The organism is Phormidesmis sp. 146-33, assembly GCF_052939515.1.
Genome location: NZ_JBJPHU010000075.1, coordinates 1 through 20542 on the forward strand (window position 1 = coordinate 1; position 20542 = coordinate 20542).

18 protein-coding genes are annotated in these 20542 nt (G+C 48.9%); 11 read left to right on the top strand and 7 right to left on the bottom strand.

What is annotated here, in order from left to right; genetic code table 11:
- Window positions 1-396: 396 nt before the first annotated feature.
- Window positions 397-813 (top strand): hypothetical protein, encoded by a 417-nt coding sequence (locus tag ACJ2PR_RS24095; RefSeq protein ID WP_446878855.1) that lies wholly within the window; start codon window positions 397-399, stop codon window positions 811-813.
- 131 nt (window positions 814-944) lie between these two features.
- Window positions 945-2405, top strand: coding sequence for a glycosyl hydrolase family 57 (locus tag ACJ2PR_RS24100; protein WP_446878856.1), 1461 nt, complete (start codon window positions 945-947; stop codon window positions 2403-2405).
- A gap of 15 nt (window positions 2406-2420) precedes the next feature.
- Here the strand turns inward: ACJ2PR_RS24100 and ACJ2PR_RS24105 are convergent, their stop codons facing one another.
- The 3 genes from ACJ2PR_RS24105 to ACJ2PR_RS24115 form a co-directional block, all read right to left on the bottom strand.
- Window positions 2421-3065: a Uma2 family endonuclease gene (locus tag ACJ2PR_RS24105; protein ID WP_446878857.1), complete on the bottom strand. Its 645-nt coding sequence runs from the start codon at window positions 3063-3065 to the stop codon at window positions 2421-2423.
- Window positions 3066-3664: 599 nt separating this feature from the next.
- On the bottom strand, window positions 3665-7642 hold the full coding sequence (locus tag ACJ2PR_RS24110) for a magnesium chelatase subunit H (RefSeq protein ID WP_446878858.1): 3978 nt from the start codon (window positions 7640-7642) through the stop codon (window positions 3665-3667).
- A 459-nt stretch (window positions 7643-8101) separates the two neighbouring features.
- Window positions 8102-8587 carry a hypothetical protein gene (locus tag ACJ2PR_RS24115; RefSeq protein ID WP_446856164.1) on the bottom strand — a complete coding sequence of 162 codons (486 nt, stop codon included), beginning with the start codon at window positions 8585-8587 and terminating at the stop codon, window positions 8102-8104.
- A gap of 226 nt (window positions 8588-8813) precedes the next feature.
- Here ACJ2PR_RS24115 and ACJ2PR_RS24120 point away from each other — a divergent pair, with 226 nt between their 5' ends.
- Together ACJ2PR_RS24120 and ACJ2PR_RS24125 are read left to right on the top strand one after the other, a co-directional pair.
- Window positions 8814-8999 carry a hypothetical protein gene (locus ACJ2PR_RS24120; RefSeq protein ID WP_446871556.1) on the top strand — a complete coding sequence of 62 codons (186 nt, stop codon included), beginning with the start codon at window positions 8814-8816 and terminating at the stop codon, window positions 8997-8999.
- Window positions 9000-9066: 67 nt separating this feature from the next.
- Complete coding sequence (locus tag ACJ2PR_RS24125; protein WP_446878859.1) at window positions 9067-11004, top strand: chloride channel protein; 1938 nt, start codon at window positions 9067-9069, stop codon at window positions 11002-11004.
- A gap of 405 nt (window positions 11005-11409) precedes the next feature.
- On the opposite strand, the gene ACJ2PR_RS24130 is transcribed toward ACJ2PR_RS24125, so the two are convergent.
- Window positions 11410-11814: an AbrB family transcriptional regulator gene (locus ACJ2PR_RS24130; RefSeq protein ID WP_446878860.1), complete on the bottom strand. Its 405-nt coding sequence runs from the start codon at window positions 11812-11814 to the stop codon at window positions 11410-11412.
- Between the two features lie 1651 nt (window positions 11815-13465).
- On the opposite strand from ACJ2PR_RS24130, the gene ACJ2PR_RS24135 reads away from it, so the two are divergent.
- Window positions 13466-14719, top strand: a complete 1254-nt coding sequence (locus ACJ2PR_RS24135; protein ID WP_446875072.1) for an HhoA/HhoB/HtrA family serine endopeptidase — start codon at window positions 13466-13468, stop codon at window positions 14717-14719.
- A 147-nt stretch (window positions 14720-14866) separates the two neighbouring features.
- The gene (gene def / locus ACJ2PR_RS24140; RefSeq protein WP_446869051.1) at window positions 14867-15457 is read left to right on the top strand and encodes a peptide deformylase; all 591 of its coding nucleotides are present in this window, start codon (window positions 14867-14869) and stop codon (window positions 15455-15457) included.
- On the opposite strand, the gene ACJ2PR_RS24145 is transcribed toward def, so the two are convergent.
- Together ACJ2PR_RS24145 and ACJ2PR_RS24150 are read right to left on the bottom strand one after the other, a co-directional pair.
- Complete coding sequence (locus ACJ2PR_RS24145) at window positions 15404-15901, bottom strand: TSUP family transporter (RefSeq protein ID WP_446878861.1); 498 nt, start codon at window positions 15899-15901, stop codon at window positions 15404-15406. The two genes, def and ACJ2PR_RS24145, sit on opposite strands and share 54 nt — an antisense overlap.
- 65 nt (window positions 15902-15966) lie before the next feature.
- Window positions 15967-16107 (bottom strand): hypothetical protein, encoded by a 141-nt coding sequence (locus tag ACJ2PR_RS24150; RefSeq protein ID WP_446856171.1) that lies wholly within the window; start codon window positions 16105-16107, stop codon window positions 15967-15969.
- A gap of 27 nt (window positions 16108-16134) precedes the next feature.
- Here ACJ2PR_RS24150 and cax point away from each other — a divergent pair, with 27 nt between their 5' ends.
- The 4 genes from cax to ACJ2PR_RS24170 all read left to right on the top strand — a co-directional run bounded on the left by cax (window position 16135) and on the right by ACJ2PR_RS24170 (window position 18894).
- Window positions 16135-17223: a calcium/proton exchanger gene (gene cax, locus ACJ2PR_RS24155; RefSeq protein ID WP_446856172.1), complete on the top strand. Its 1089-nt coding sequence runs from the start codon at window positions 16135-16137 to the stop codon at window positions 17221-17223.
- Between the two features lie 111 nt (window positions 17224-17334).
- Entirely contained in the window at window positions 17335-17880 is a 546-nt protein-coding gene (locus tag ACJ2PR_RS24160; RefSeq protein ID WP_446869049.1) for a hypothetical protein, read from the top strand.
- Window positions 17877-18173, top strand: coding sequence for a M48 family metalloprotease (locus ACJ2PR_RS24165; protein WP_446869048.1), 297 nt, complete (start codon window positions 17877-17879; stop codon window positions 18171-18173). Before ACJ2PR_RS24160 ends, ACJ2PR_RS24165 begins: the two co-directional genes overlap by 4 nt.
- A 256-nt stretch (window positions 18174-18429) precedes the next feature.
- Window positions 18430-18894 (top strand): response regulator, encoded by a 465-nt coding sequence (locus ACJ2PR_RS24170; RefSeq protein WP_446869047.1) that lies wholly within the window; start codon window positions 18430-18432, stop codon window positions 18892-18894.
- Here ACJ2PR_RS24170 and ACJ2PR_RS24175 read toward each other — a convergent pair.
- Complete coding sequence (locus ACJ2PR_RS24175; RefSeq protein ID WP_446878862.1) at window positions 18845-19648, bottom strand: Crp/Fnr family transcriptional regulator; 804 nt, start codon at window positions 19646-19648, stop codon at window positions 18845-18847. The genes ACJ2PR_RS24170 and ACJ2PR_RS24175 overlap by 50 nt on opposite strands.
- 357 nt (window positions 19649-20005) lie before the next feature.
- On the opposite strand from ACJ2PR_RS24175, the gene ACJ2PR_RS24180 reads away from it, so the two are divergent.
- Window positions 20006-20428, top strand: coding sequence for a hypothetical protein (locus tag ACJ2PR_RS24180; RefSeq protein WP_446878863.1), 423 nt, complete (start codon window positions 20006-20008; stop codon window positions 20426-20428).
- Window positions 20429-20542: the final 114 nt, after the last annotated feature.

A 20542-nucleotide genomic window follows, 5' to 3' on the forward strand; every position in this document is an offset into this window, starting at 1 on the left:
ATATTGTCTCAAAGTCCCCCAAAATTGGGGGGTTGGGGGGCAGAAGTGCTGAATCACGAAGCGAGAAAATTCCATCGAATTCACGTTTGGTTTAGGTTGATCGCTCCTGCCTCCTGTGCTGACCCCACCCCGCAAACTGAGCTAATCGCCGAATAACGCCAACGGTCAACCTTCTACGGGTGCGGCGCTTGCTTTCACAATCGGTCATTCCTACAACATTCTCCCTCAAGGTTGATTTAACTGTGCGATGCGCTTTTCATATTATTAAGCAATGTGAAGGCTATTAATCTGCTAGATCAATTCGTGTTGTGACGATGCACAGCCACGCTTTGAAGTTAGCCGATTTTTTGACCAAGCTCCTTCAGTCGTCAATCCCTAGTTTTTCGGAGTTACCTGATGCTGAACCTTTCGTCTGGTGAGGAGATTGCTTCACCTTCAGCCGATGATTTTTTAGCCCCTTCTTCTGGCAGGCAAACGATTCGACCTGCTCAAGCAGATGTCTCGTTAAAATCGTCTGGCGACGAAACCCTGCGGTCAGCGTATGGCAAATCCAGCTTTGAAGCCTCGCTAGTCAACCCTTGGCGCAATGTGGTGACTTCTCCTCGTCCCAAGGCGGCTCTCGCTCCAATTTACGATCATGCTGCTCCTATCTCACCTTTGCGCGATCGCGATATTGCCGAGTTGTCGGGGCTGTTCGATCGAGAAGACATCTTAGAGTTAGAACAAAACGTCAATCATTACTTGATTCGTCTATTTCCTGAGCCTTGCTGGGAAGACGATGATGATTTGAGCTTTTTGAACGAACACCTTTGAAGGGATGAGGGATAAAGAAAAGCGGTGAGGGTGGAGCTTTAAGGTTTAAGGTTTGAAGTGGCATCAGAATTGGGGGTTGAATGAAATCCTGCTGATGCTGATTGGTTCTTGTCCCTTTCACCTTCCTTGCTATGGCTTCTTTGCTTCCCTCTCCCTTGATTGAACTGATTGACGGACTTCCTAACCTCTCAGGTCACGAATCGGAAGTGCGCTCGCTCACCCAATCCGATGCGGCTGTTTTCTTGCCGACCACTACGGTCAAACTCGAATCGGTGAAGGCGACATTTGCGATCGCGCTTCATATGCATCAGCCGACGATTCCCGCTGGGACAGATGGCGCGTTGATCAGCAATCTCCAACAGATGTTTGAGCATCCCTACCTTGGCGACAACCACAATGCGGGGACGTTTGCCTGGTGCTATTCGCGCATGGGTGATTTTATTCCAGAGTTGGTGGCTCAAGGCTGCAATCCACGGGTGATGCTCGACTATTCGGGCAATTTGCTTTGGGGATTGAGGCAGATGGGGCGAGGCGATGTGCTGGACAATTTGAAGCGGGTGACGTGCGATCGCACCTACCAACCTCATGTCGAGTGGTTGGGGACAATGTGGGGTCATGCGGTCGTGCCGTCTACACCCATTCCTGACATCAAGCTACACATTCAGGCGTGGCAACATCATTTTGCGGCGATTTTTGGCTGGGAAGCGCTGGCGCGAGTGAAGGGATTTTCGCCTCCAGAAATGCATTTACCCAATCATCCCGATACGTTATTTGCGTTCATTCAGGCGCTCAAAGACTGTGGCTATCGCTGGCTGATGGTGCAAGAACATTCGGTCGAAACGCTGACCGGACAGCCGCTAGAAAATCGTCATCTGCCCCATCGACTGATCGCCCGCAACTCCCACGGTGAAACGGTTAGCATCACAGCTTTGATCAAAACTCAAGGCTCAGACACCAAATTAGTAGGTCAAATGCAGCCTTACTATGAGGCAAAAACGCTGTCTCGACAAACGATCGCCGGGGTCAACATTCCCTCGATCGTCACACAGATTGGCGATGGTGAAAATGGGGGCGTGATGATGAATGAGTTTCCTAGTGCGTTTATGCGGACGTGGCACGAGGCAGCAAACAATCCCGATGTGGTGGGCGTGACGGGGACAGAATATTTGGAACTGATCGAGGCGGCGGGCTGTGATGACCAAGCGTATCCAACTTGTCAGGCGATCGCTCAACATCTAATCTGGCAGCGAGTCGATCCAGAAGCGGCCACAACTGAATTGGTGGAGGGAGCGATCGCAGATCTGACGCAAACTCAGCCCAATTTTCACATGGATGGAGCCTCCTGGACAAATAACTTGAGTTGGGTCAGAGGCTACGAAAATGTGTTGACTCCGATGAGTCAGTTGAGCGCGTTATTTCATCAAAGATTTGATAGCGAATCGTCCGACATTACACAACAAGATAGCTACCGTCGATCGTTGCTCTATAACCTTGTGTTGCAAACCAGTTGTTTTCGATATTGGGGGCAGGGAGCCTGGACAGACTACGCACAAGAAATTTATCGTCGAGGCAAAGAGTTGTTAGAAAAATAAGTTTGTAACTTACTTCTAATGGGTTTGAAACTGAGTAAGCAGCCACCCTCCCACTTGCGATTGATCGGTTTCTCGACTTTGACGAAGGGCGGTTTCTAAAACTGTAAATTCTAAGCCTGGTAGCACTTGAGATTGATCAATTCTTTTGCTGCCGCGATCGATCATTTGAAACGCCAAAATTTCTGCTTTTTCGACATCCACAACCCAATATTCAGATATGCCTAGTTCTTCGTATAAAGTGCGTTTGTTGCCGCGATCGTCGAGAAGTGACGTTTTAGAAACTTCGATCACGAGGTCAGGAACAGGATACAAATCAAGATCTACGATATTGGTTCCTCTTGGAATCAGTCTGGCGCGATCTCCGATGTAGTAAGACACATCAGGCTGAAATTCTTGCACACCTACTTTACGGAAGGAGCAGTTATCGAGCGATCGAAATGCAATCCCTTTGAGAGTCGCAAACAAAAAGACTGCAAAAAGAATGACGGCGTGGTCATCCGCATGGTCACATCCAACTGCTGCCATCTCAACCCTCATGTTTCCTTGGTAATAGTAGCCTTTTGCTTTTTCATGGGCGGGATCGTCGATCGTCTGAAGATACTCCTCCCACGACGCAGGAACCCAGGCATTTGTGACTACTTTGGCTTTGAGTTCTACCATTGCTTCATTCGCCTTCGATCAAGACTTTAGCCACTACATCATTATGATCGCTCATTTTAATCGTGTTTGTGAAGCTTTCCCAGGCTGATATCTGATGACTTTTGGCAATGTTTTGACTGATGCAAATGTGGTCGATATTTTGGCGATTTGCTAATCATGTAGCAATCCTAAATGAGTCATGAACAGATTTTTGTCGCTCTGTTCCAGTCCGCTTCGCCCCCTAAATCCCCTATTCTGGGGGACTTTGAAACTTGGGAATAGGTCTTGGAATCTAGGAAGTCTCTCTGCTCAAAGTCCCCCAAAGTTGGGGGATTTAGGGGGCACGATCAATTCTGCATTTCACGAGTGATTTAGGATTGCTATAGGTAGGCAATTTAGAGGCAAGTTATCACCGTATCTGACTTCTGTAAACACCCAAATATCTGCATCGATTTCTTTAATCTTTTGTTTAATTGAATCTTTTCTACTCCAACTGCGGGCGTTAATTTCTGAAGATTCCAGGTGGCGATCGTCAACATGATTTCGCTTAAAAAAGGGACATAAAAAAAGGGACATGATTGTTCACATCCCCCATTATTCCTTTAAGTTAGAGAAATTGACTACTCGATGCCTTCGATCTTGTCCTCAACTTCTTGATAAAGTTCACGCAGTTTGTCGAGATTTTCTTCGCTGGTTTCCCAGTATCCTCGACCGTTTGCCTCTAGCAATGTCGTCACCATTTTACGGAACGAGTTTGGATTGAGATCTAGCAATCGCTTTTGCATTTCTGCATCTTTGATAAACGTATCATTCGCGTCTTCATAGATCCAATTGTCTACGGCTCCTGCGGTTGCTGACCAACCCATTGTGTTAACTAATCGCTTTGACAGTTCACGAACGCCTTCATAGCCATGACTCAGCATTCCCTCATACCATTTGGGATTGAGTAACTTGGTGCGCGCATCCAATCTCACCGTCTCAGACAGCGTACGGACTTGAGCATTGGCCGTCGTCGTATCTGCGATGAAAGAAACAGGCGCTTTGCCGTCATCTCTCAGGCGAGAAACTACCTTCGTCGGATCAGAGTCATAGTAGTGCGAAACGTCGGTCAGCGAAATCTCAGAAGAGTCCAGATTTTGGAAGGTAACCTCCGCCGTCTTGAGCGCCGCTTCAAAGATCTTGCGATCCTGTCCCATTTCGCCCGGATTGTCCGACGAGAACGCAAACGACTTGCGCGCCAAATACATATCCTGAAGTTCGGCTTCGCCTTCCCAGGTGCTATTCTCGATCGCCAGGTTCACATTTGACGAATAAGATCCAGAGGCATTTGAGAAGACGCGGGTGGCTGCCTGACGCAGGTTAATCCCCATCTCTTCAGCTTGCTTGGTGGCGTGTTTGCGAACGAAATTCATCTCCATTGGCTCATCCGCTTCGGCGGCCATTTTCACGGCGCGATCGAGCAGTGCCATCTGATTAATAAACAAGTCGCGGAACACTCCAGAACAGTTGACGACGACATCAATGCGCGGACGACCCAACTCTTCGAGCGAAATCAACTCAACTTTGTTGATCCGTCCCAGAGAATCGGGAACCGGACGCACCCCAACCATCCAGAAGATTTGCGCCAGCGATTCGCCGTAGGTTTTGATGTTGTCGGTTCCCCAGAGAACGCAGGCGATCGTTTCAGGATAGCGGCCTTCATTTTCGGCACACTGACGAGCTAAGAGGCGATCGACGACAATTTTGGCAGACTTGACCGCCGCCGCTGTCGGAATCGATTGGGGATCAAGGGCGTGAATGTTCTTACCCGTCGGCAACACGTCAGGATTGCGAATCGGATCGCCACCCGGCCCAGGAATAATGTATTCACCTTCCAATCCGGTTAGCAGTGCGCCGAGTTCATTGTCTGCAACGACTTGCTTGAGGCAAAATTCCAGATACTCAAACAGCGGCTTGATTTGTTCGACATCGACTTTGGTGTAGCCTGCACTGTGCAGCGACTCGATCCAGGGTTCCTTTTTGCCCATGTTGAAGAAGTTGAGCATCGTCACCTTAGAAACGCGCCCATCTGCATCGATTTGAGCCTGCACCATCGCGCCCACTGCATCGCGAACAGCCATCGTAATGTCTTGCAAAAGCTGAACGTCTTCGAGAACGCCGCGATCGCTCCCTTGATAAATATCGTCAATATCACGGCCCACGCTATTCGCAATGATCCGAGTCAAGCTGACGACATCATCTTCGGCCCGATCCAAACTGGCAATGTTGACTAAAGTTGCGATCGCTTCTTCCGCCGTCGGAGGCTTACCAATTACGTGTAAACCACAAGGCAATAGCCGCGATTCGATCTCCATCAGTTTGATGTAAACCTTGCCCACAATGTTGTCTTGTTCCTCAACCGTCATCTCTCTGACGCTGTGATCGGGGAGAGCGATGTCACGATCGAGATTGACAATCCGACATTTGTCAACGATCGTATCGACAATCTGCACCCCCCGACCCGAATCTCTGAGCGATTGGTAAGACGCAACCAGTTCGCCCAGTTCCTTCAAACCCTTGTACAGTCCAGCATTTTCAGCAGGAGGCGTGAGGTAACTGATCGTTTCGGCATAGGATCGTCGCTTGGCGATCGTCGCTTCAGACGGATTGTTTGCTGCGTAATAATAGAGGTTGGGAATGGTGCCAATCAAGCTATCGGGGAAGCAGTCACCCGACATCCCAATCTGCTTACCAGGCATGAATTCTAGCGATCCGTGGGTGCCAAAGTGCAACACCGCGTCAGCCTTCCAGATCTTCTCTAAATACGTGTAGTAGGCGGCAAACCCGTGATGGGGACTGGCCGATCGCGAGAACAACAACCGCATCGGATCGCCTTCATACCCAAAGGTCGGCTGCACTCCGATAAACACGTTACCAAACGATTTGCCGTACACCAGCAGATTTTGACCATCTGTGTTCAAATGTCCAGGAGGCGGGCCCCAGGATTCGTGCAGCTTCTCAGAATAAGGCGTTAGCTCCTCATATTCCGGCACCGACATCCGATAAGCAATGTTCAATTCGGGACTGTTGTATTGCGCTCTGGCATCGTGCAACACTTCCAGCATCAGCGCTTCGGCCGTATCCGGAACGCCTGCAACATCATACCCATTGTTTTGTAGCGCTTCCAAAACTTTGTGAATGGAGCCAAAGACATCTAAATAAGCCGCCGTCCCCACATTACCTTTGTCGGGTGGAAAGCTGAAAACCGTGATGGCAATGCGCTTCTCAAGTTTGGGTTTGCGGCGGAGGCTGGCCCACTTCATGGCTCGTTGCGCGATCGCTTCCACTCGATCTTGAAGGGCGATCGCTTTCCCGGTATTGCCGTCGCGTCCAGAAAGGATAATCGGTTCGATCCCACCATCCAATTCAGGTAAGGCAATCTGCAACGCCACTTGAATCGGGTGCAATCCCAGGTCACTGTCCTGCCATTCTTCCGTCGTTTGGAAGACCAACGGCAACGCCACCATATAAGGACGGTTGAGACGCTTGAGGGACTCGATCGCTTTGGGGTGATCTTGACGAGCCGGGCCGCCCACTAGCGCAAATCCAGTCAGCGAGACCACCACATCCACTACCGCATTCTTGGAAATCGGATCGTAGAAAAACGCATCCACAGGCTTCGAGAAGTCTAATCCCCCCGCAAAAACGGGAATGACTCGTGCGCCCATGCACTCCAATTCCTGCACCATTGCGACATAGTGAGCGTCGTCTCCCGTGACTAAGTGCGTTCTTTGCAGCACCAATCCCACACAGGGCACTAACGGATCTTTGGTGTCAGCAGGAATGTCTTTGCGTGAATCAAACCAGTTCAAATATTCTTTAACATCCTCAAACATCTGAGGCGCGAGGGGATGCCAGATGCCCAGATCAGGATAGGTGACAGGCTCCTGATACGCCAGCACTTTCACATCTTTGTCTTTGATCACATACTTGTCGGTCAGCATCAGCAGGAAGTTTTCCAGATTTTCCTGTGAGCCACCCAGCCAGTATTGAAAGCTCAACATAAAGTTGCGAGCATCCTGCGCTTTGTCCATCGGCAGATATTTCAGCACTTTGGGCAGAGTTTGCAGCAGCTTTAACATGCCATCTTGAAAGCCAGCGCCTTGCTTTTCTTTGCGCTTTTTCATAAATTGGGCGATCGCGCTCTTTGACTGACCCAACTGAGCCATCGAAAAGCTACCCATCTTATTCAACCGCATCACCTGCGGCATCGACGGGAAGACGACGGCCACATCGAGGCGATCGCGATAAGGCTCGACCGCTGCGACGACCTTATCAGCCAGGTCTTCTAAGAAAATGAGCGAGGCAATGAAAATATTAGCTTCAGAGACATCTCGCTTAAAGTTTTCGTAATTTTCAGCATCCCGCAGTTCTTCAATCAGATAGCCGCTGATTTCATACGCGAGATTGGGATGGTTTTGGTTAATCGATCGAATGGCAGCAGAGAGCGCGCTTTGATATTGCGGCTCTAGCACGACATAGACCACCTTTACTAAAGACCGTCCCTGAAGGTTGTCGGGTGCAATGTGTCTAATGGTGGGCTTGACGTGGGTGAACATGCTAGTGAGACTCCTTGCGATGCGTGTTCTCTTCTTCTAGTCAGTCGAGGGAGTGAACTTTTGACGAGCCGTTGCTGCTGTCTAAAATTCAGACGGAGATAGTCTATACAGATAGGAAATCGAAGTTTCCTCAGCGCTTAGAGCAACCTTCTTGAAGTTTCTTGAAGTCGTTTTCTCTCACAAGCGGGTGCAGACGTAAAGTTATCCCCGTGTATGTTTTTACCAGAAAACGCATACCAGAAAAGCATTCTGGCGAGTATCTGACACAATTTGATAAGAACTCTGAGATATTTGCTTACGTTTATTTACAAATAGCCGAGTATTAGCTCATAATGTTGTTTCTAAAAATTTACATTCTCAATTTAGAAGAACAACTTTGGCCAAAACAGACGGACAGACCCCCAACTTCTCTTTGAAGGTCAAGGATCTGAAATGCTTTTTTGGAATGCGATCGCCAGCTTAAGGAGTGCGATCGGGCGAGGTTTGAGGCGATTCACCCATTCGCTCAATCTGGTTTAACACGCCTTGTAGAGAAATCTTTTGGCTGGCAACGCCTCCGACCACAGCCATCGAGAACCCCAATAAAATCAAACTGCCCAAAAGAGCGAGAAGCTGAGAATGTTTGGAAACGCCAGAGTCGCGCAAAATTCTTGCCAATGGGCGACTTTGACGGCGCAACATCTTCTCGGTCACCTTTTGTTTTTTGGGTGAAAACGGGTCGCGAACGTAATGACCGCTCATACTGACCACAAGCCGTTGCCGACAGTGAGGACAGGTCAACAAACCATTCACCATTTTGACGGACTGCAAACCGCCCATCTGATGGCAGACTGGACAGGGGGAAGAGTGGCGATCGAAGGTATCAGCATTCATCAGGCACTTTTGGTTGTCACGTGACAAAATGACAATTTTTTTAAGAGAACTGATCAGCGGCACACTTGCCATCAGAAACTAACCAATATTCTGGCTCAGTTTATAGAGCATTGCGAAAAATTCACGATCGACTTTTCTCACAAACCTCTCTCAGGCGAGTCTATCCAGGTTTTTCTCGATTTCTAATTTCTGTGGCCTTAAATAGGTTTAGCTTTATACCCAGTATGGATCAGAAAGCCCTTCGCATGATTTTTTATAGAAATTTTATAGAAAATCTTCTCAAATCTCAGGGCTATTTGTGCAGAAATCTGATCCTCACGTCGATCGCCAACAGTCTAAACAGGAGTGCTATTTTGAGGGTTTCTCGGTGCGATCGTACTGCCCCATTGGCTTGTCTGGGACGATCGCTCTACATCTGTTGATTGTTGAGGCACGATCGCGTTTAGCTTTTGATAGAGCGCCGATCGCAAATTTCTTGTCTTAGCTGTAATTCATGACTCACAATGAGAGTAAGAAATAAAAATTAACTTTGTCTGACGTAAATATCCGGGATGCCTTCTGTTTCTTCGCCAAAAGGCTTGTCGTCCGAACCGCAAGCACCCTCTCCTCCTCCTTTACCCGGTACACTTCGCCTCCAGCCGTCCCCCGAAACGATCGTCCTGATTTTGGCCGTCGTAATTGGGGGCAGCGCAGGTATGGGAGTTGTGACCTTCAGATACCTGATCGAAATTCTGCATCATCTACTGCTCGAAGACGGGATGGGAACGATCGCTCACTTGGGCGCGTGGACGTTGGCCTGCGTTCCGACTCTGGGCGGGGTGTTGATTGGGCTAATGCGCTGGTGCTTTAAAGACTTTGGCCCTGGCATTTCTTCGCTGATTGCTGCGGTGCAGGCGGGTCAAGAAATTTCGGTGATGCGTCCGGTTACTAAAATGGTTGCGGCGGCGATTTCTCTGGGATCAGGGGCATCGTTGGGGCCAGAAGGGCCGAGCGTTGAGATTGGCGCAAACTTAGGGATTCTTCTAGGTCAGGCATTGCGAGTGTCTCAAGAACGCCAGCGATTGCTGTTGGGGGCCGGAGCCGCCGCGGGGTTGGCCGCAGGATTTAATGCACCGATCGCTGGGGTATTTTTTGCGCTAGAAGTCGTTTTGGGTACCACGTTTGCAACTTCGGCAGCGAGTGTAGTTCTTTTGTCAGCAGTCGTTTCGGCGCTCGTGGCTCAGATTGGATTGGGCGCTCAACCTGCCTTTAATCTGCCCGTGTATGAGGTTCGCAGTCCCTTAGAATTGCCGCTCTACCTGGGATTGGGGCTGTGTGCCAGCCTGGTATCGATCGCTTACACCAAGTCGCTCCAGTGGTCACAAAACTGGTTTAACGGCAAGATTCCGGGATTCGCTTGGATTAACCAGATTCCGAGAGAACTTCACCCCATCATGGGCGGACTCTTTGTGGGACTGGTCGCCCTCCAGCTACCGCAGGTTTTAGGGGTGGGATATGAAACCGTTGAAGCCATGCTGCGAGATGTGGAGTTTTCTCTCAGATTGCTCGTGGCGCTATTGGTGGTCAAACTGTTTGCAACGGCGATTAGTCTGGGCAGTGGTCTGGTGGGTGGTGTGTTTGCCCCAGCTATGTTTTTGGGCGCAACGTTGGGAGCCGCCTACGGAAAGATTTTGCCGTTTGCTTTGCCCTGGTTTGCAGCGAGTATTGCGGCTCCGCCTGCCTATGCGATGGTGGGAATGGCGGCTGTTTTGGCGGCGAGTGTCAATGCTCCACTGACGGCGATTTTGCTGCTGTTTGAGATGACTCGTGACTATCGGATCGTGTTGCCCCTGATGGCGGCGGTGGGCTTGAGCGTGTGGCTAGTGGAGCGATTGAATCAGTCTCCAGAACGCGGGACAAATCTCAAAAAAATTGAGTCTCCTCAAGAAGCCGATCGCGCTCAACAAATTCTCAACACGATCGCTGTGGAGGATGCCATGCAGACGACATTTCTCCTGCTTTCTGAGTCGCTGCCCCTGGTCGAAGCGGGCTGGTCACTCACCGAACATCATTTGCACAGCGCCCTGGTCGTCGATAGCCAAGACCAACTGCTAGGAATCGTGACACTGCAAGACATCAATCGGTCAATCACTCGCTGGGAACACGCTCAAGTCAAAGTTTGTGACCTCGATCAGTCGCTGCAATCTCAAAGAATTGGCGAAATCTGCACCAAAGAACTGCTCTACGCTTATCAAGACGAACCAGTTGCCGAAGCCCGCGATCGCATGTCTGCCCGTGGCATTCACCAACTCCCTGTTCTGGATCGAGCGGCTCCCCATCAAATTCTTGGCATGTTGGAGCGAGAAGATATTGATCTGGCTTACAACCTTGCTCTGACGCGATCAGTTCTGTTGCCCTACCTGTCGATCAAAATCCAAGCGGATAAATTACCTCAGACTTCTCAAGCAACTTCTACATCGGTGATTTCTCGCCTACCTGAGATTCAATAGCTTGTGAAAGTCACTTATTTCGAGCCGTCCAAATCCCGGTGAACATCATCAGCATTCCGCCGAGAAAGATTGCGATCGCAAGTCCGGCGGGTGCTACATTTAGCCAGTCGATGTTTTCCATAAAGTTGAATCAGCCAGAGGTGAGCTTACAAAAATTCAGTGCTGTACTCTTACCTTAATACAGACAGAAGGATTTCTGAGAAAAACAAAAGATGTGGCTCAGGAGATCTCCTGGGTTGGTCAAGTGGGTTGAGCAAACTGCATCGAAAACTTCGGAGAAGCCGTCTTTGATTGATGACGAGCGATCCGATTTTTCTACTTCAGCCAGCAGTTTTTGAGCGCGCGCTAAGTAACAGCAATAAGTAACAGCAAGATGAGCAGCAGCCAGCCAAATTTTAGTTGCGTTTATTCCACTTCAGTCAGCAAGGCATCTTCGGGTCGCTCAACTTGGCGTAGATGAATGTGCTTGCGCCCCAGAGAAATCTCAAACTCATCACCAGGTTGCAGTTCCATTTGTTTGGTGTAGGCTGCGCCGATTAACAGATTGCCATTTGATTGGACGCTAATCCGATAGCTGGCACTGCGACCACCTCGCCCGTTGGTATTTTGCTTGCCGTCAAGCTCAATGCCTTCTGCATCAATTAGCGCGTTTAAAAACTTCATCATGTTGACGCGCTCTACACCGTTTTTGGTCACTGTGTAATAGCCGCACTCTCTTGCTTTTTCTTCTTTGTTGAGGTTTTCGAGTTCCTTAACCTTCTTGAGGAGTGCTTCACCAACAAGAGGCTCAATCTTTTTCTTTTTGCTCATCAACTTGGGTTTGAAATAATGACAGTGCAGTTGGGTTGTTGGAGGATGCTAACAGACGATGGCAGGCAAGTCTTACTTAATGTTAGCCGTTTAGTTTATATTACACTGAGGTTGTAGGTTTTTCACCTTTTAATGGCGATTGTTTCTAAGACATTCACTCAAGACATTTGTTAAAGATAACTGATTTGATTTGAGATAGATTTAGTAAGCTCGATGTTTTGGTTTGTTGAATATGAATGGTGGGCAATTGGTTGAGACAGGCTGTTTTTGACAACGTGCGATCGCGCTCTTAACTTAGTCAACCCTAAGCGTTTCTGATCAAAGCTTTTGGTGATAACTGTGTGCCCAAAAGGACGCAAATTCGACAAATTGATTGGCTGTAGTCGCGAATTTAGGAACGTCTCTCTAACTCCTTCGTGAATGAAGAGCTTTAGCCGGAACGCTTGTCATAAAATCTCTCAGAGTTGGCGGTTGAAAGCAAAAGTCTCACACATTGACGCGAAAGAACCTGAGCGAATTCACATTAAGATGATCCCGCTTCTTCTCAGAGGATGTTTGAAAAGTATCAAATCGTCAGGAGATCCCCCTAGCCCTCCTTAAAAAAGGGAACAAGACCTCAAAGTCCACCTTTTTAACGTCAGTTCGATGAGAGTGACTCGCTTCGTTGCGATCAGCTTCAGCCCCCTAAATCCCCCAAAATTGGGGGACTTTGACCCAGAGAAAGTTCCAGAGTTCAAAGAAATTATGCTGATTCAAAGTCCCTCAGAATGGGGGATTTAGGGGGCGAATCCCCTGGCAACGAAACGAAAAAGTTTATCGAACTGACATCTTTTTAAGGGAGATTTAGGGCGGATCGAAAAACTGTAACGTCAGAAAAAACACTTTTCAAACATCCTCTTGAAATGCTGCCCGAACTTTGCGTCTAATCGCGCGCTCAAAGAGGCTAGAGAACGGTTTGATTTTGGCTGTCTAAAGCGATCGACGCATCAGGGCAAAGAAGTAGGACTAAGAAGTCATGCAGGCTGCCCAAATTTGCTCCAGACATCCTGCCAAAATCTCAGCACTCTACAATGCTAAAAAGATTGACTGCTTTGTTCAGTTAAAAAAAGTTCTTTGAGACCGCCTGCGCGCCCTGTCTGCAAGGGCTAAAATAAAAAAAGAGCGGAAAGACTGCTTCTGAGAGACTTTAACCTAAGCCACTAACTCAGCACTCGCTGGTATCTGGGCAATTAGGGGGAGGACAGTTCAGCAATCAGACCGCTCTTAACCATTCATTCACCTGTTTTTATAAAGTACTAACCAGGCTTGTCAATTTCATGTTTCAAAGATGAACTTGAAATGACAGTTTGCACCCCTGTGAGGGAGTCATTCTCTTTTACAGCGTCTCTTACAAAAACAAGGGAGCAAACTGACGGCAATCTCGTCTACAAAAGCGCTAATCCCAAATTTGATGGCTCTGTGATACGACTCCTGACGGGCAACTCAAAGCAGATTGCAATGGAAGGTCATCTGGTTTGTCTAGAGTGCGATCGACCGACTTCAAATCTCTTGAAAACAGTGAGAGGTCTGCTAAGTTCCGGATGGTTGTCTTGTTACATGAAGGTCATTTTATGACCGTCCAATGGTTACGATTAAGGAAAACTGAAGTGCGATGAATATGCCAAACCACGATTCTAAAACTCGTCTGGCTGCATGGCGATCGACCTGGAAGCAGTCTGTTCTCTATGTACTTTTGCCCTTTGTGGGAGCCGGAACCGCTCTTGCCGGAAGTCGTTTGGTTACCCCTGACTTTCTGCAAACTCAGCCTGCGGTTGCTCAAGCGGCCGATACTCAGATTGCTCAGAGCCGAAGCTCGGCCATTTTGTCTGCTACCGATCCCAATTTTATTGCGGCGGCTGTTGATCGAGTTGGGCCGGCCGTCGTGCGGATCAACGCTTCTCGCACAGTGAGAAACCGAGTACCGCCGATCTTTAATGATCCGTTTTTTAGACAGTTTTTTGGCTCCGAGATTCCTGATATGCCAGCAACGCGGGTTGAGCGAGGCACGGGGTCAGGCTTTATCATCAACGCAAACGGCGTGATTTTAACCAATTCTCATGTGGTCAATGGGGCAGATACTGTTTCGGTCAAGCTCAAAGATGGTCGAGAGTTTCAGGGCAAGGTGCTGGGGCAAGACCCGGTGACGGATGTGGCGGTGGTCAAGATTCAAGCGAGCAGTCTGCCGACGGTGACGCTGGGTAACTCTGAATCGTTGAAGCCTGGAGAGTGGGCGATCGCCATTGGCAATCCGTTGGGACTCGATAATACGGTGACGGCGGGGATCATTAGCGCCACGGGTCGCACGAGCGCAGAAGTCCGAGTGCCTGACAAGCGGGTGAGCTTCATTCAAACCGATGCGGCGATCAATCCGGGTAATTCGGGTGGCCCGTTGCTCAACCAGCGCGGTGAAGTGATCGGCATGAATACGGCCATTATTGGTGGCGGTGCCCAGGGGCTGGGGTTTGCCATTCCGATCAACACGGCTCAACGCATTTCTCAGAAGTTGATTGCTACAGGGCGAGTTGATCATCCCTACCTAGGCATTCAGATGACAACGCTGACACCCGAACTCAGACGGCAAATTAACAGCGATCGCCAGTCTGGTATCACCGTGCAGGACGATCGGGGCGTTTTGATCTCTGGTGTAATGCGAAATTCTCCGGCGGCGAGGGCAGGAATTCGACCAGGGGATGTGATCAAGAAGGTCAATGGGCAGCCAGTCACGACGGCCGATCAGGTGCAGCAAGCCGTAGAAGCCAGTTCGGTCGGTGGAAGGCTGCAAGTCGAAGTCAGTCGAGGCGGGCGAGCCGTGAATCTGGCCGTTCAACCGGGGGCCTTTCCAACTCAGACCGCACAAAACGAGTAGAAGCTGACGAATGGTGAATGCCGGATATGTTTCCAATGGCTTCACCATTCGTCTCGCAATGAATCAACATTTTCTAAAGACTGTAAAGTTAATAAACTCGAAGATTCCGTAGATAACGATTTTATTTAATTCACGTTTCTAAAACCGATGGGTGAACTGCGATCGATTATCGAGTTAGGCAATCCAATTTTGCGTCAGGTGGCGCTGCCGATTTTAGAGGTTAGAGACGAAAAAATTCAGGCGTTGATTGATGATTTGTTAGTGACAGTGAAACAGGCAAACGGGGTAGGAATTGCTGCGCCGCAGGTGGCCCAATCTTGTCAGTTAATGATTGTTGCATCGCGTCCCAATCCTCGCTATCCCGATGCGCCTGAGATGGAGCCAACCGCTATTTTGAATCCGCGCATTCTCTCCCATTCCAGCGAAACGATTAAAGGGTGGGAAGGGTGCTTGAGTGTTCCAGGAATTCGGGGGTGGGTGCCGAGATGTCGAGCGATCGAGATTGAGTACTGCGATCGCAATGGCAAGCTGCAAAAAATGGAAATGACCGATTTTGTGGCGCGAATTTTTCAACACGAATTCGATCATTTCAACGGGCTGATGTTTGTCGATCGAGTCGAGAGTCCCCAAGATTTAATCACCGAAGAAGACTATCAACAGCAAATTCAGAAATCTGAGAATGCTTTAGCGATAGAACAGGTAACGTGCTCCGATCGCAAACAAAAACAGCCCATATAGCTTTTTCATCATCTCGCTGCTGATAAATGGCTGATTGGCGAATAAAGCACCCAAAAGATTGCCAACGACCAGCCCCGCAGCGATCAAAACCGCGTCTCGAATGCTGAGATTGTTGTTGCGGTAATATACGCCTGCACCGAGAATGCCGATCGGTAAAATTTGAGCCGCGAGAGACGTTCCGGTCGCAAACTTTTGATCCATTCCCAACAGCAGCACCATCGCCGGAACCATGATCGCGCCCCCACCGATGCCAAACATTCCGCCTGCAATTCCTGCGACCAACCCAATCAACAACAGTTGCACCATCACAGTAGACATGAATCCGTAAGCTCCTTTGCATGATTTGTGTAGAGGCAAGCTTATCGTAAAGTCATCAAGGGCTGAAAGGGTAAAAGTTGAGATTTGCTGACAGGCTTCATTCGGATGGCTGTGGACGTTAGACATTGGACGTTAGACATCGAACGTTAGACTCAAACTGTTTTCCTGTGCAAAGTCCCGCTAATGGTCGCTTAGTTTTGAATGGAAGGATCAAAGAGTGAGGTTTCTGGAAAACAGGGTTCTCTAGAAAAATAAGAATTAGACTGGTGAGCGGTCTTGAGGTTGGAAGTCGATCGCACCTCACTGGCTCGACCTTCTACTCTTTTAATCATCTAATCTCACAGGCGAGGAGCGAATCTATGAAATTGACGACCAAACAAACTGTGCTGCTGGGAATGTTGACCTTTATCCCACTGGCGATCGCCGCCGAACATTGGGAGCTTCCGCCCGTCCTGGTCTTTGTGGCATCAGGATTTGCAATTATTCCCCTTGCGGCCCTGATTGCCGAATCGACCGAAGGCATCGCTGAAGTGGTCGGCCCAACGCTGGGAGGCTTGCTCAACTCCACGTTTGGCAACGCGACAGAATTGATTGTAGCGATCGTCGCGCTGCGGGCCGGTCTCGTCGATGTGGTCAAAGCCAGCATTACAGGCACGCTGATCGCCAACTTGCTTCTGGCGCTAGGCCTGGCAACTTTCTTGGGTGGCTTGCGATATAAGGAACAAGATTTTCAGCCCGCAGTGGCTCGTCTCAATGCATCTTCGCTCAATTTAGCAGTGGTGGTTTTGCTGACTCCGACGGCCATCCATCTCACCACAGCCAAGAGTTTAGAATTCACAACGCTAAACGATTTCTCGGTCGTTTTATCGATTTTATTGCTGGTGTTTTATGGCTTGATGCTGCTGTTTTCGATGAAGACTCACACCTATCTTTATCAAGGTGTAGCAACTGAAAATGAACTCGAAGCTGAACACCCCTCTCACGCAAAATCGGCCTTGTGGCGGCAAGTAGCGCTGTTGTTGGTCTGTACGATCGCCCTGGTTTTTGTGTCCGAAATTCTGGTTTCCAGTCTAGAAAAAGCGGTTGTCACGCTAGGTTTAACGGATCTATTTACGGGCGTAATTTTGATCCCGATTTTTGGTGGAGCAGTGGAGTACATTACCGCCGTGACGTTTGCAGTCAAAAATAAAATGGATCTTTCTGTTGCGGTAGCGATGGGGTCTAGCTTACAGATTGCGATGTTTGTTGCGCCTGTTTTGGTCTTAGTCGGCCGAGTCATTGGGCAACCGATGAATCTAGAATTTAATGCGTTTGAACTGTTATCCGTGGGGATCGCCGTTCTCATCACTAACTCTATTAGCGGCGACGGCAAATCTAACTGGCTTGAAGGATCAATGTTGCTCGTGACCTATGCGGCGATCGGAGCCGCCTTTTACTTTCACCCCTAGCTGTCTACACCAAAACCTTTTGTGCAAAATGAAGGTTCATTCCCTTTCCAGGAATTTTGGGAGTCAATTCTGTAGGGCTAACAAACCCAAATTGATTGAGTCAACAAGTCTATGAAGTCGATCTACTTGGCATTACTAACAGGGTCGATCGCAATTTTTAGCTGTAGCGCTCCCACCCCAGCCACTCTACCGACCCCCAAACCCGCTGCCCCCAGATCCCCAGACAGCACGCCAGACGAAGCGATCGTGAAACAGACGGTCATGGATGCTTACAATCGCAAGCCACTTTCAGAACAGGCACTTAGATTGCATGACATCACAATGGCTAATGATTACGCGATCGTGGAGGGCGCTGTCGGGGATGCGATCGTGCAGTTTTTGGTGCGGCGACAGCAAGGTAAATGGCAAGTCGTCGCGATGGAATTGGGAGAGCCGTTTGGTGAGCAGGCGGGTTTGTTGGCTCAAAAGGTGCCCGCTGCTACTGTGCAAAAGTTGCTCAGTTTTCAAAAGTTGCGAGAAGTGGCAGCGATCGCAAAGCGTGAAAAAAGCTCGGAGCCATCACCTTTTTGGGACGAATTCTCACCTTTGGCGCACTGTATGGGCCGGTTCATCGTGACTATCGCCGCGCCACAAATCCGTTTGGGCTACTCTTTTTGATCATTCTCGCGCCGCTCTCAGCGACAGTGATTCAGTTGGCGATTTCTCGCACTCGTGAATATGCCGCTGACCAGGGATCGGCCCAGATTACTCACAATCCTCTAGCGCTGGCGAGTGCCTTACAAAAATTAGAAGAAGTGGGACATCAGATCCCAATGAATGGCAATCCGTCGATGTCACTGTTGCTGATTGTCAATCCTCTTTCGACCAAAGGCTTGCAGTGTCTCTTTCGCACTCACCCCTCGACAGAGGAACGGATTCGCCGCTTGATGGAACTAGCCCAACAGCCCTAAACCGCTGCGATCGCCATAGGTTCCTAGGTCTGAGATGATGGTTGAAAAGTATAAAAATGCCTATACCTCGTTGCGATGAACGACCATTCAACCATCATCTCACAAATCTAAATAGCCTCTAAATCCTCTACAAATGAGGAGCTTCCATTCAGTAAAGGGCGATCGTCAAAAACGTACAGAAGGGAGCGATTGACAATTCTATCCTTTCTATCAGAAGGTTTCTAACCCTCGGTCTAAACTTCTGATGGGTAGCGAAATGAGATTTGAGCGCGAGGATTGTCAGTCTACAAACAACACAAGTAATTGCGCCGATGCTTTGCCGCTGGTCGGGCTACAGTTTTTGATTGTAGATGACAATCTCGATACCAGAGCGCTTCTTACTTGTTTTTTTCAAGCGTATGGTGCCGATGTTGTGACGGTTGCCTCAGTTAAGGACGGATTAGAGACACTTCAGCAGTCTAGACCTGACATTTTGATCAGTGAAATTTGTCTTCCAGAAGAAGACGGCTACTCTCTAATTCGTCGCGTCAGGCTGCTAGAAGCTCAACGAGGAGAAACGCCCATTTTGGCGATCGCCGTTACGACGTGTACCCGCGAAGAAGATCGACTCCAGGGATTTTTGGCAGGCTTTCAAGGGCATTTCACTAAACCTGTTGATCTGGAAACCTTGGTCAAAGGGGTCGTCGATTTGTTGAAAGCGACATCAAAAAACTCAAATTAATCGTGGCCTTTTCGCTAGAGCGAAAAGGCTCAAAACCTGGTCTAAAACTGCTCAACTGATCAATCTCTAATCGCATCACGCCATAACATTCACAAGCGACAGCTTCTAGAGCGGGGCGATCGCAAATCCTAACCATTCCCCGACTGCTCTGAATGATCCCTGCTTTCTGCAACACTCCGATGACCAGCGTAACTCCAGAGCGCCGAACGCCTAGCATCTGAGAGATAATCTCTTGCGTCAAAGGAAATTGATCAATCTCCATCGAGTCTTGTACCATCAGCAGCCAGCGAGCTAGCCGTTCTTCGATCGTGTGCAACCGATTGCAGGCAGCAAGGCGCGACGCATGGCTAAAAGCTAATTCTGTGTAGCGTAGCAGTAATTGTTGAAGCGCACCACCGCGATCGAACTCGATTTTTAGCTGATGGGCTGACATTCGCATCGCCCCATCTGCGATTTGTACATTTGCTTCATTTCGAGCGATCGTGTTACCCAAACAACTAGTGACTCCAATCATGCCTTCTTTGCCAACTAGCGCAACTTCGGCAGTAGCCCCATCTTCCATAATGACTACCAGAGATACCATAGAATCAGAAGGAAAATACACCCAATCGATCATTTCCCCTTCTCGGTAGAGGACTGTTCTAATTGGGAGCGCTACGGCCTCTAGATAAGGTATTAACTGCTCGTAATCTTTGAGGGGCAATGCTGCTAGCAAGCGGTTTTTAGGAATTGCCGAGCTATCGATCAAAGACATAGACAACTTCTCCCGCAATTGGTTAACCAAACGAACCAATGGCATCAAGGAGAAGAATTCGGAATCGAATCTTAAATGTCAAGGGCTAATTTTTCTAAACTAGAACGAAGTCTGAATGAGCTTTAGGCTGCAACTTAGAATACACCTCAACTGTAGTTGAATCTGTGGCTGATTGGTTTTTACTTGAAGGATGTGATTGCTCTAGACAACCTTTAGCGATCGCTCGGCCCAAACTGATCAGGCAGGCGATCGAGTGTCACCATAATAGACGACCCCAATCCGCCGACCACTGTACGATCGCGTCCCACCGTTCAAGCCAATATTGTCGGCAAACTCGATCGTCTACAATCTTTGGCAGTGGTGAGCAGTGACAACGGCTGGCTCGAAATTAGCCGCCCGACCAAGGGCTGGGTGTCGCTAAACTTGACGCGGGTATTTTGCGGCAGCGAATTTAGTCGAACCACGGACTATCTCACACAACTACGACAGCGAGGAATGCAGGACGATCGAGCCGCGATCGATCTTTTAATTCGCTATCTGTATCGCGGGACGGATGGGGCAGGAGGAGAACTCGCAAGTGGCTTTCTCGGTGAGCTTTTAGTACAGCGATCGACCGCCATCTCAGTTTTAGATAGTCAGTCAGAAGAAGTCCGTGGCAAAGTTTTGCAGGGTTTACAACAGGTAGGATTTCGCCCAAACGATCGACAAACCTTCACATCCAAACTGTCCCAAAATCCCAACTCATCGACCGCAAAAACATGGGCAGCCTTACGGCGATAGAGTTGCTCAAAAACGTTCTTTGATCAGCCTGTTAGAGACTGCCATAACGTTAAAACTTCAGGTGGGGAAGCGCGGGAGACTGACTTCACACAGCTTAAAAAACTAGCTTAGAAA

Bases quoted from the DNA above. Each gene is read 5' to 3' on its own strand.
- ACJ2PR_RS24145 (WP_446878861.1), bottom strand. From the start codon at position 15,901: ATGTCTAACGTCCACAGCCATCCGAATGAAGCCTGTCAGCAAATCTCA.
- ACJ2PR_RS24125 (WP_446878859.1), top strand. From the start codon at position 9,067: ATGCCTTCTGTTTCTTCGCCAAAAGGCTTGTCGTCCGAACCGCAAGCA.
- ACJ2PR_RS24135 (WP_446875072.1), top strand. From the start codon at position 13,466: ATGAATATGCCAAACCACGATTCTAAAACTCGTCTGGCTGCATGGCGA.
- ACJ2PR_RS24105 (WP_446878857.1), bottom strand. From the start codon at position 3,065: ATGGTAGAACTCAAAGCCAAAGTAGTCACAAATGCCTGGGTTCCTGCG.
- ACJ2PR_RS24115 (WP_446856164.1), bottom strand. From the start codon at position 8,587: ATGGCAAGTGTGCCGCTGATCAGTTCTCTTAAAAAAATTGTCATTTTG.
- ACJ2PR_RS24130 (WP_446878860.1), bottom strand. From the start codon at position 11,814: ATGAGCAAAAAGAAAAAGATTGAGCCTCTTGTTGGTGAAGCACTCCTC.
- cax (WP_446856172.1), top strand. From the start codon at position 16,135: ATGAAATTGACGACCAAACAAACTGTGCTGCTGGGAATGTTGACCTTT.
- ACJ2PR_RS24095 (WP_446878855.1), top strand. From the start codon at position 397: ATGCTGAACCTTTCGTCTGGTGAGGAGATTGCTTCACCTTCAGCCGAT.
- ACJ2PR_RS24150 (WP_446856171.1), bottom strand. From the start codon at position 16,107: ATGATTAAAAGAGTAGAAGGTCGAGCCAGTGAGGTGCGATCGACTTCC.
- def (WP_446869051.1), top strand. From the start codon at position 14,867: ATGGGTGAACTGCGATCGATTATCGAGTTAGGCAATCCAATTTTGCGT.
- ACJ2PR_RS24170 (WP_446869047.1), top strand. From the start codon at position 18,430: ATGAGATTTGAGCGCGAGGATTGTCAGTCTACAAACAACACAAGTAAT.
- ACJ2PR_RS24110 (WP_446878858.1), bottom strand. From the start codon at position 7,642: ATGTTCACCCACGTCAAGCCCACCATTAGACACATTGCACCCGACAAC.
- ACJ2PR_RS24160 (WP_446869049.1), top strand. From the start codon at position 17,335: ATGAAGTCGATCTACTTGGCATTACTAACAGGGTCGATCGCAATTTTT.
- ACJ2PR_RS24175 (WP_446878862.1), bottom strand. From the start codon at position 19,648: ATGTCTTTGATCGATAGCTCGGCAATTCCTAAAAACCGCTTGCTAGCA.
- ACJ2PR_RS24100 (WP_446878856.1), top strand. From the start codon at position 945: ATGGCTTCTTTGCTTCCCTCTCCCTTGATTGAACTGATTGACGGACTT.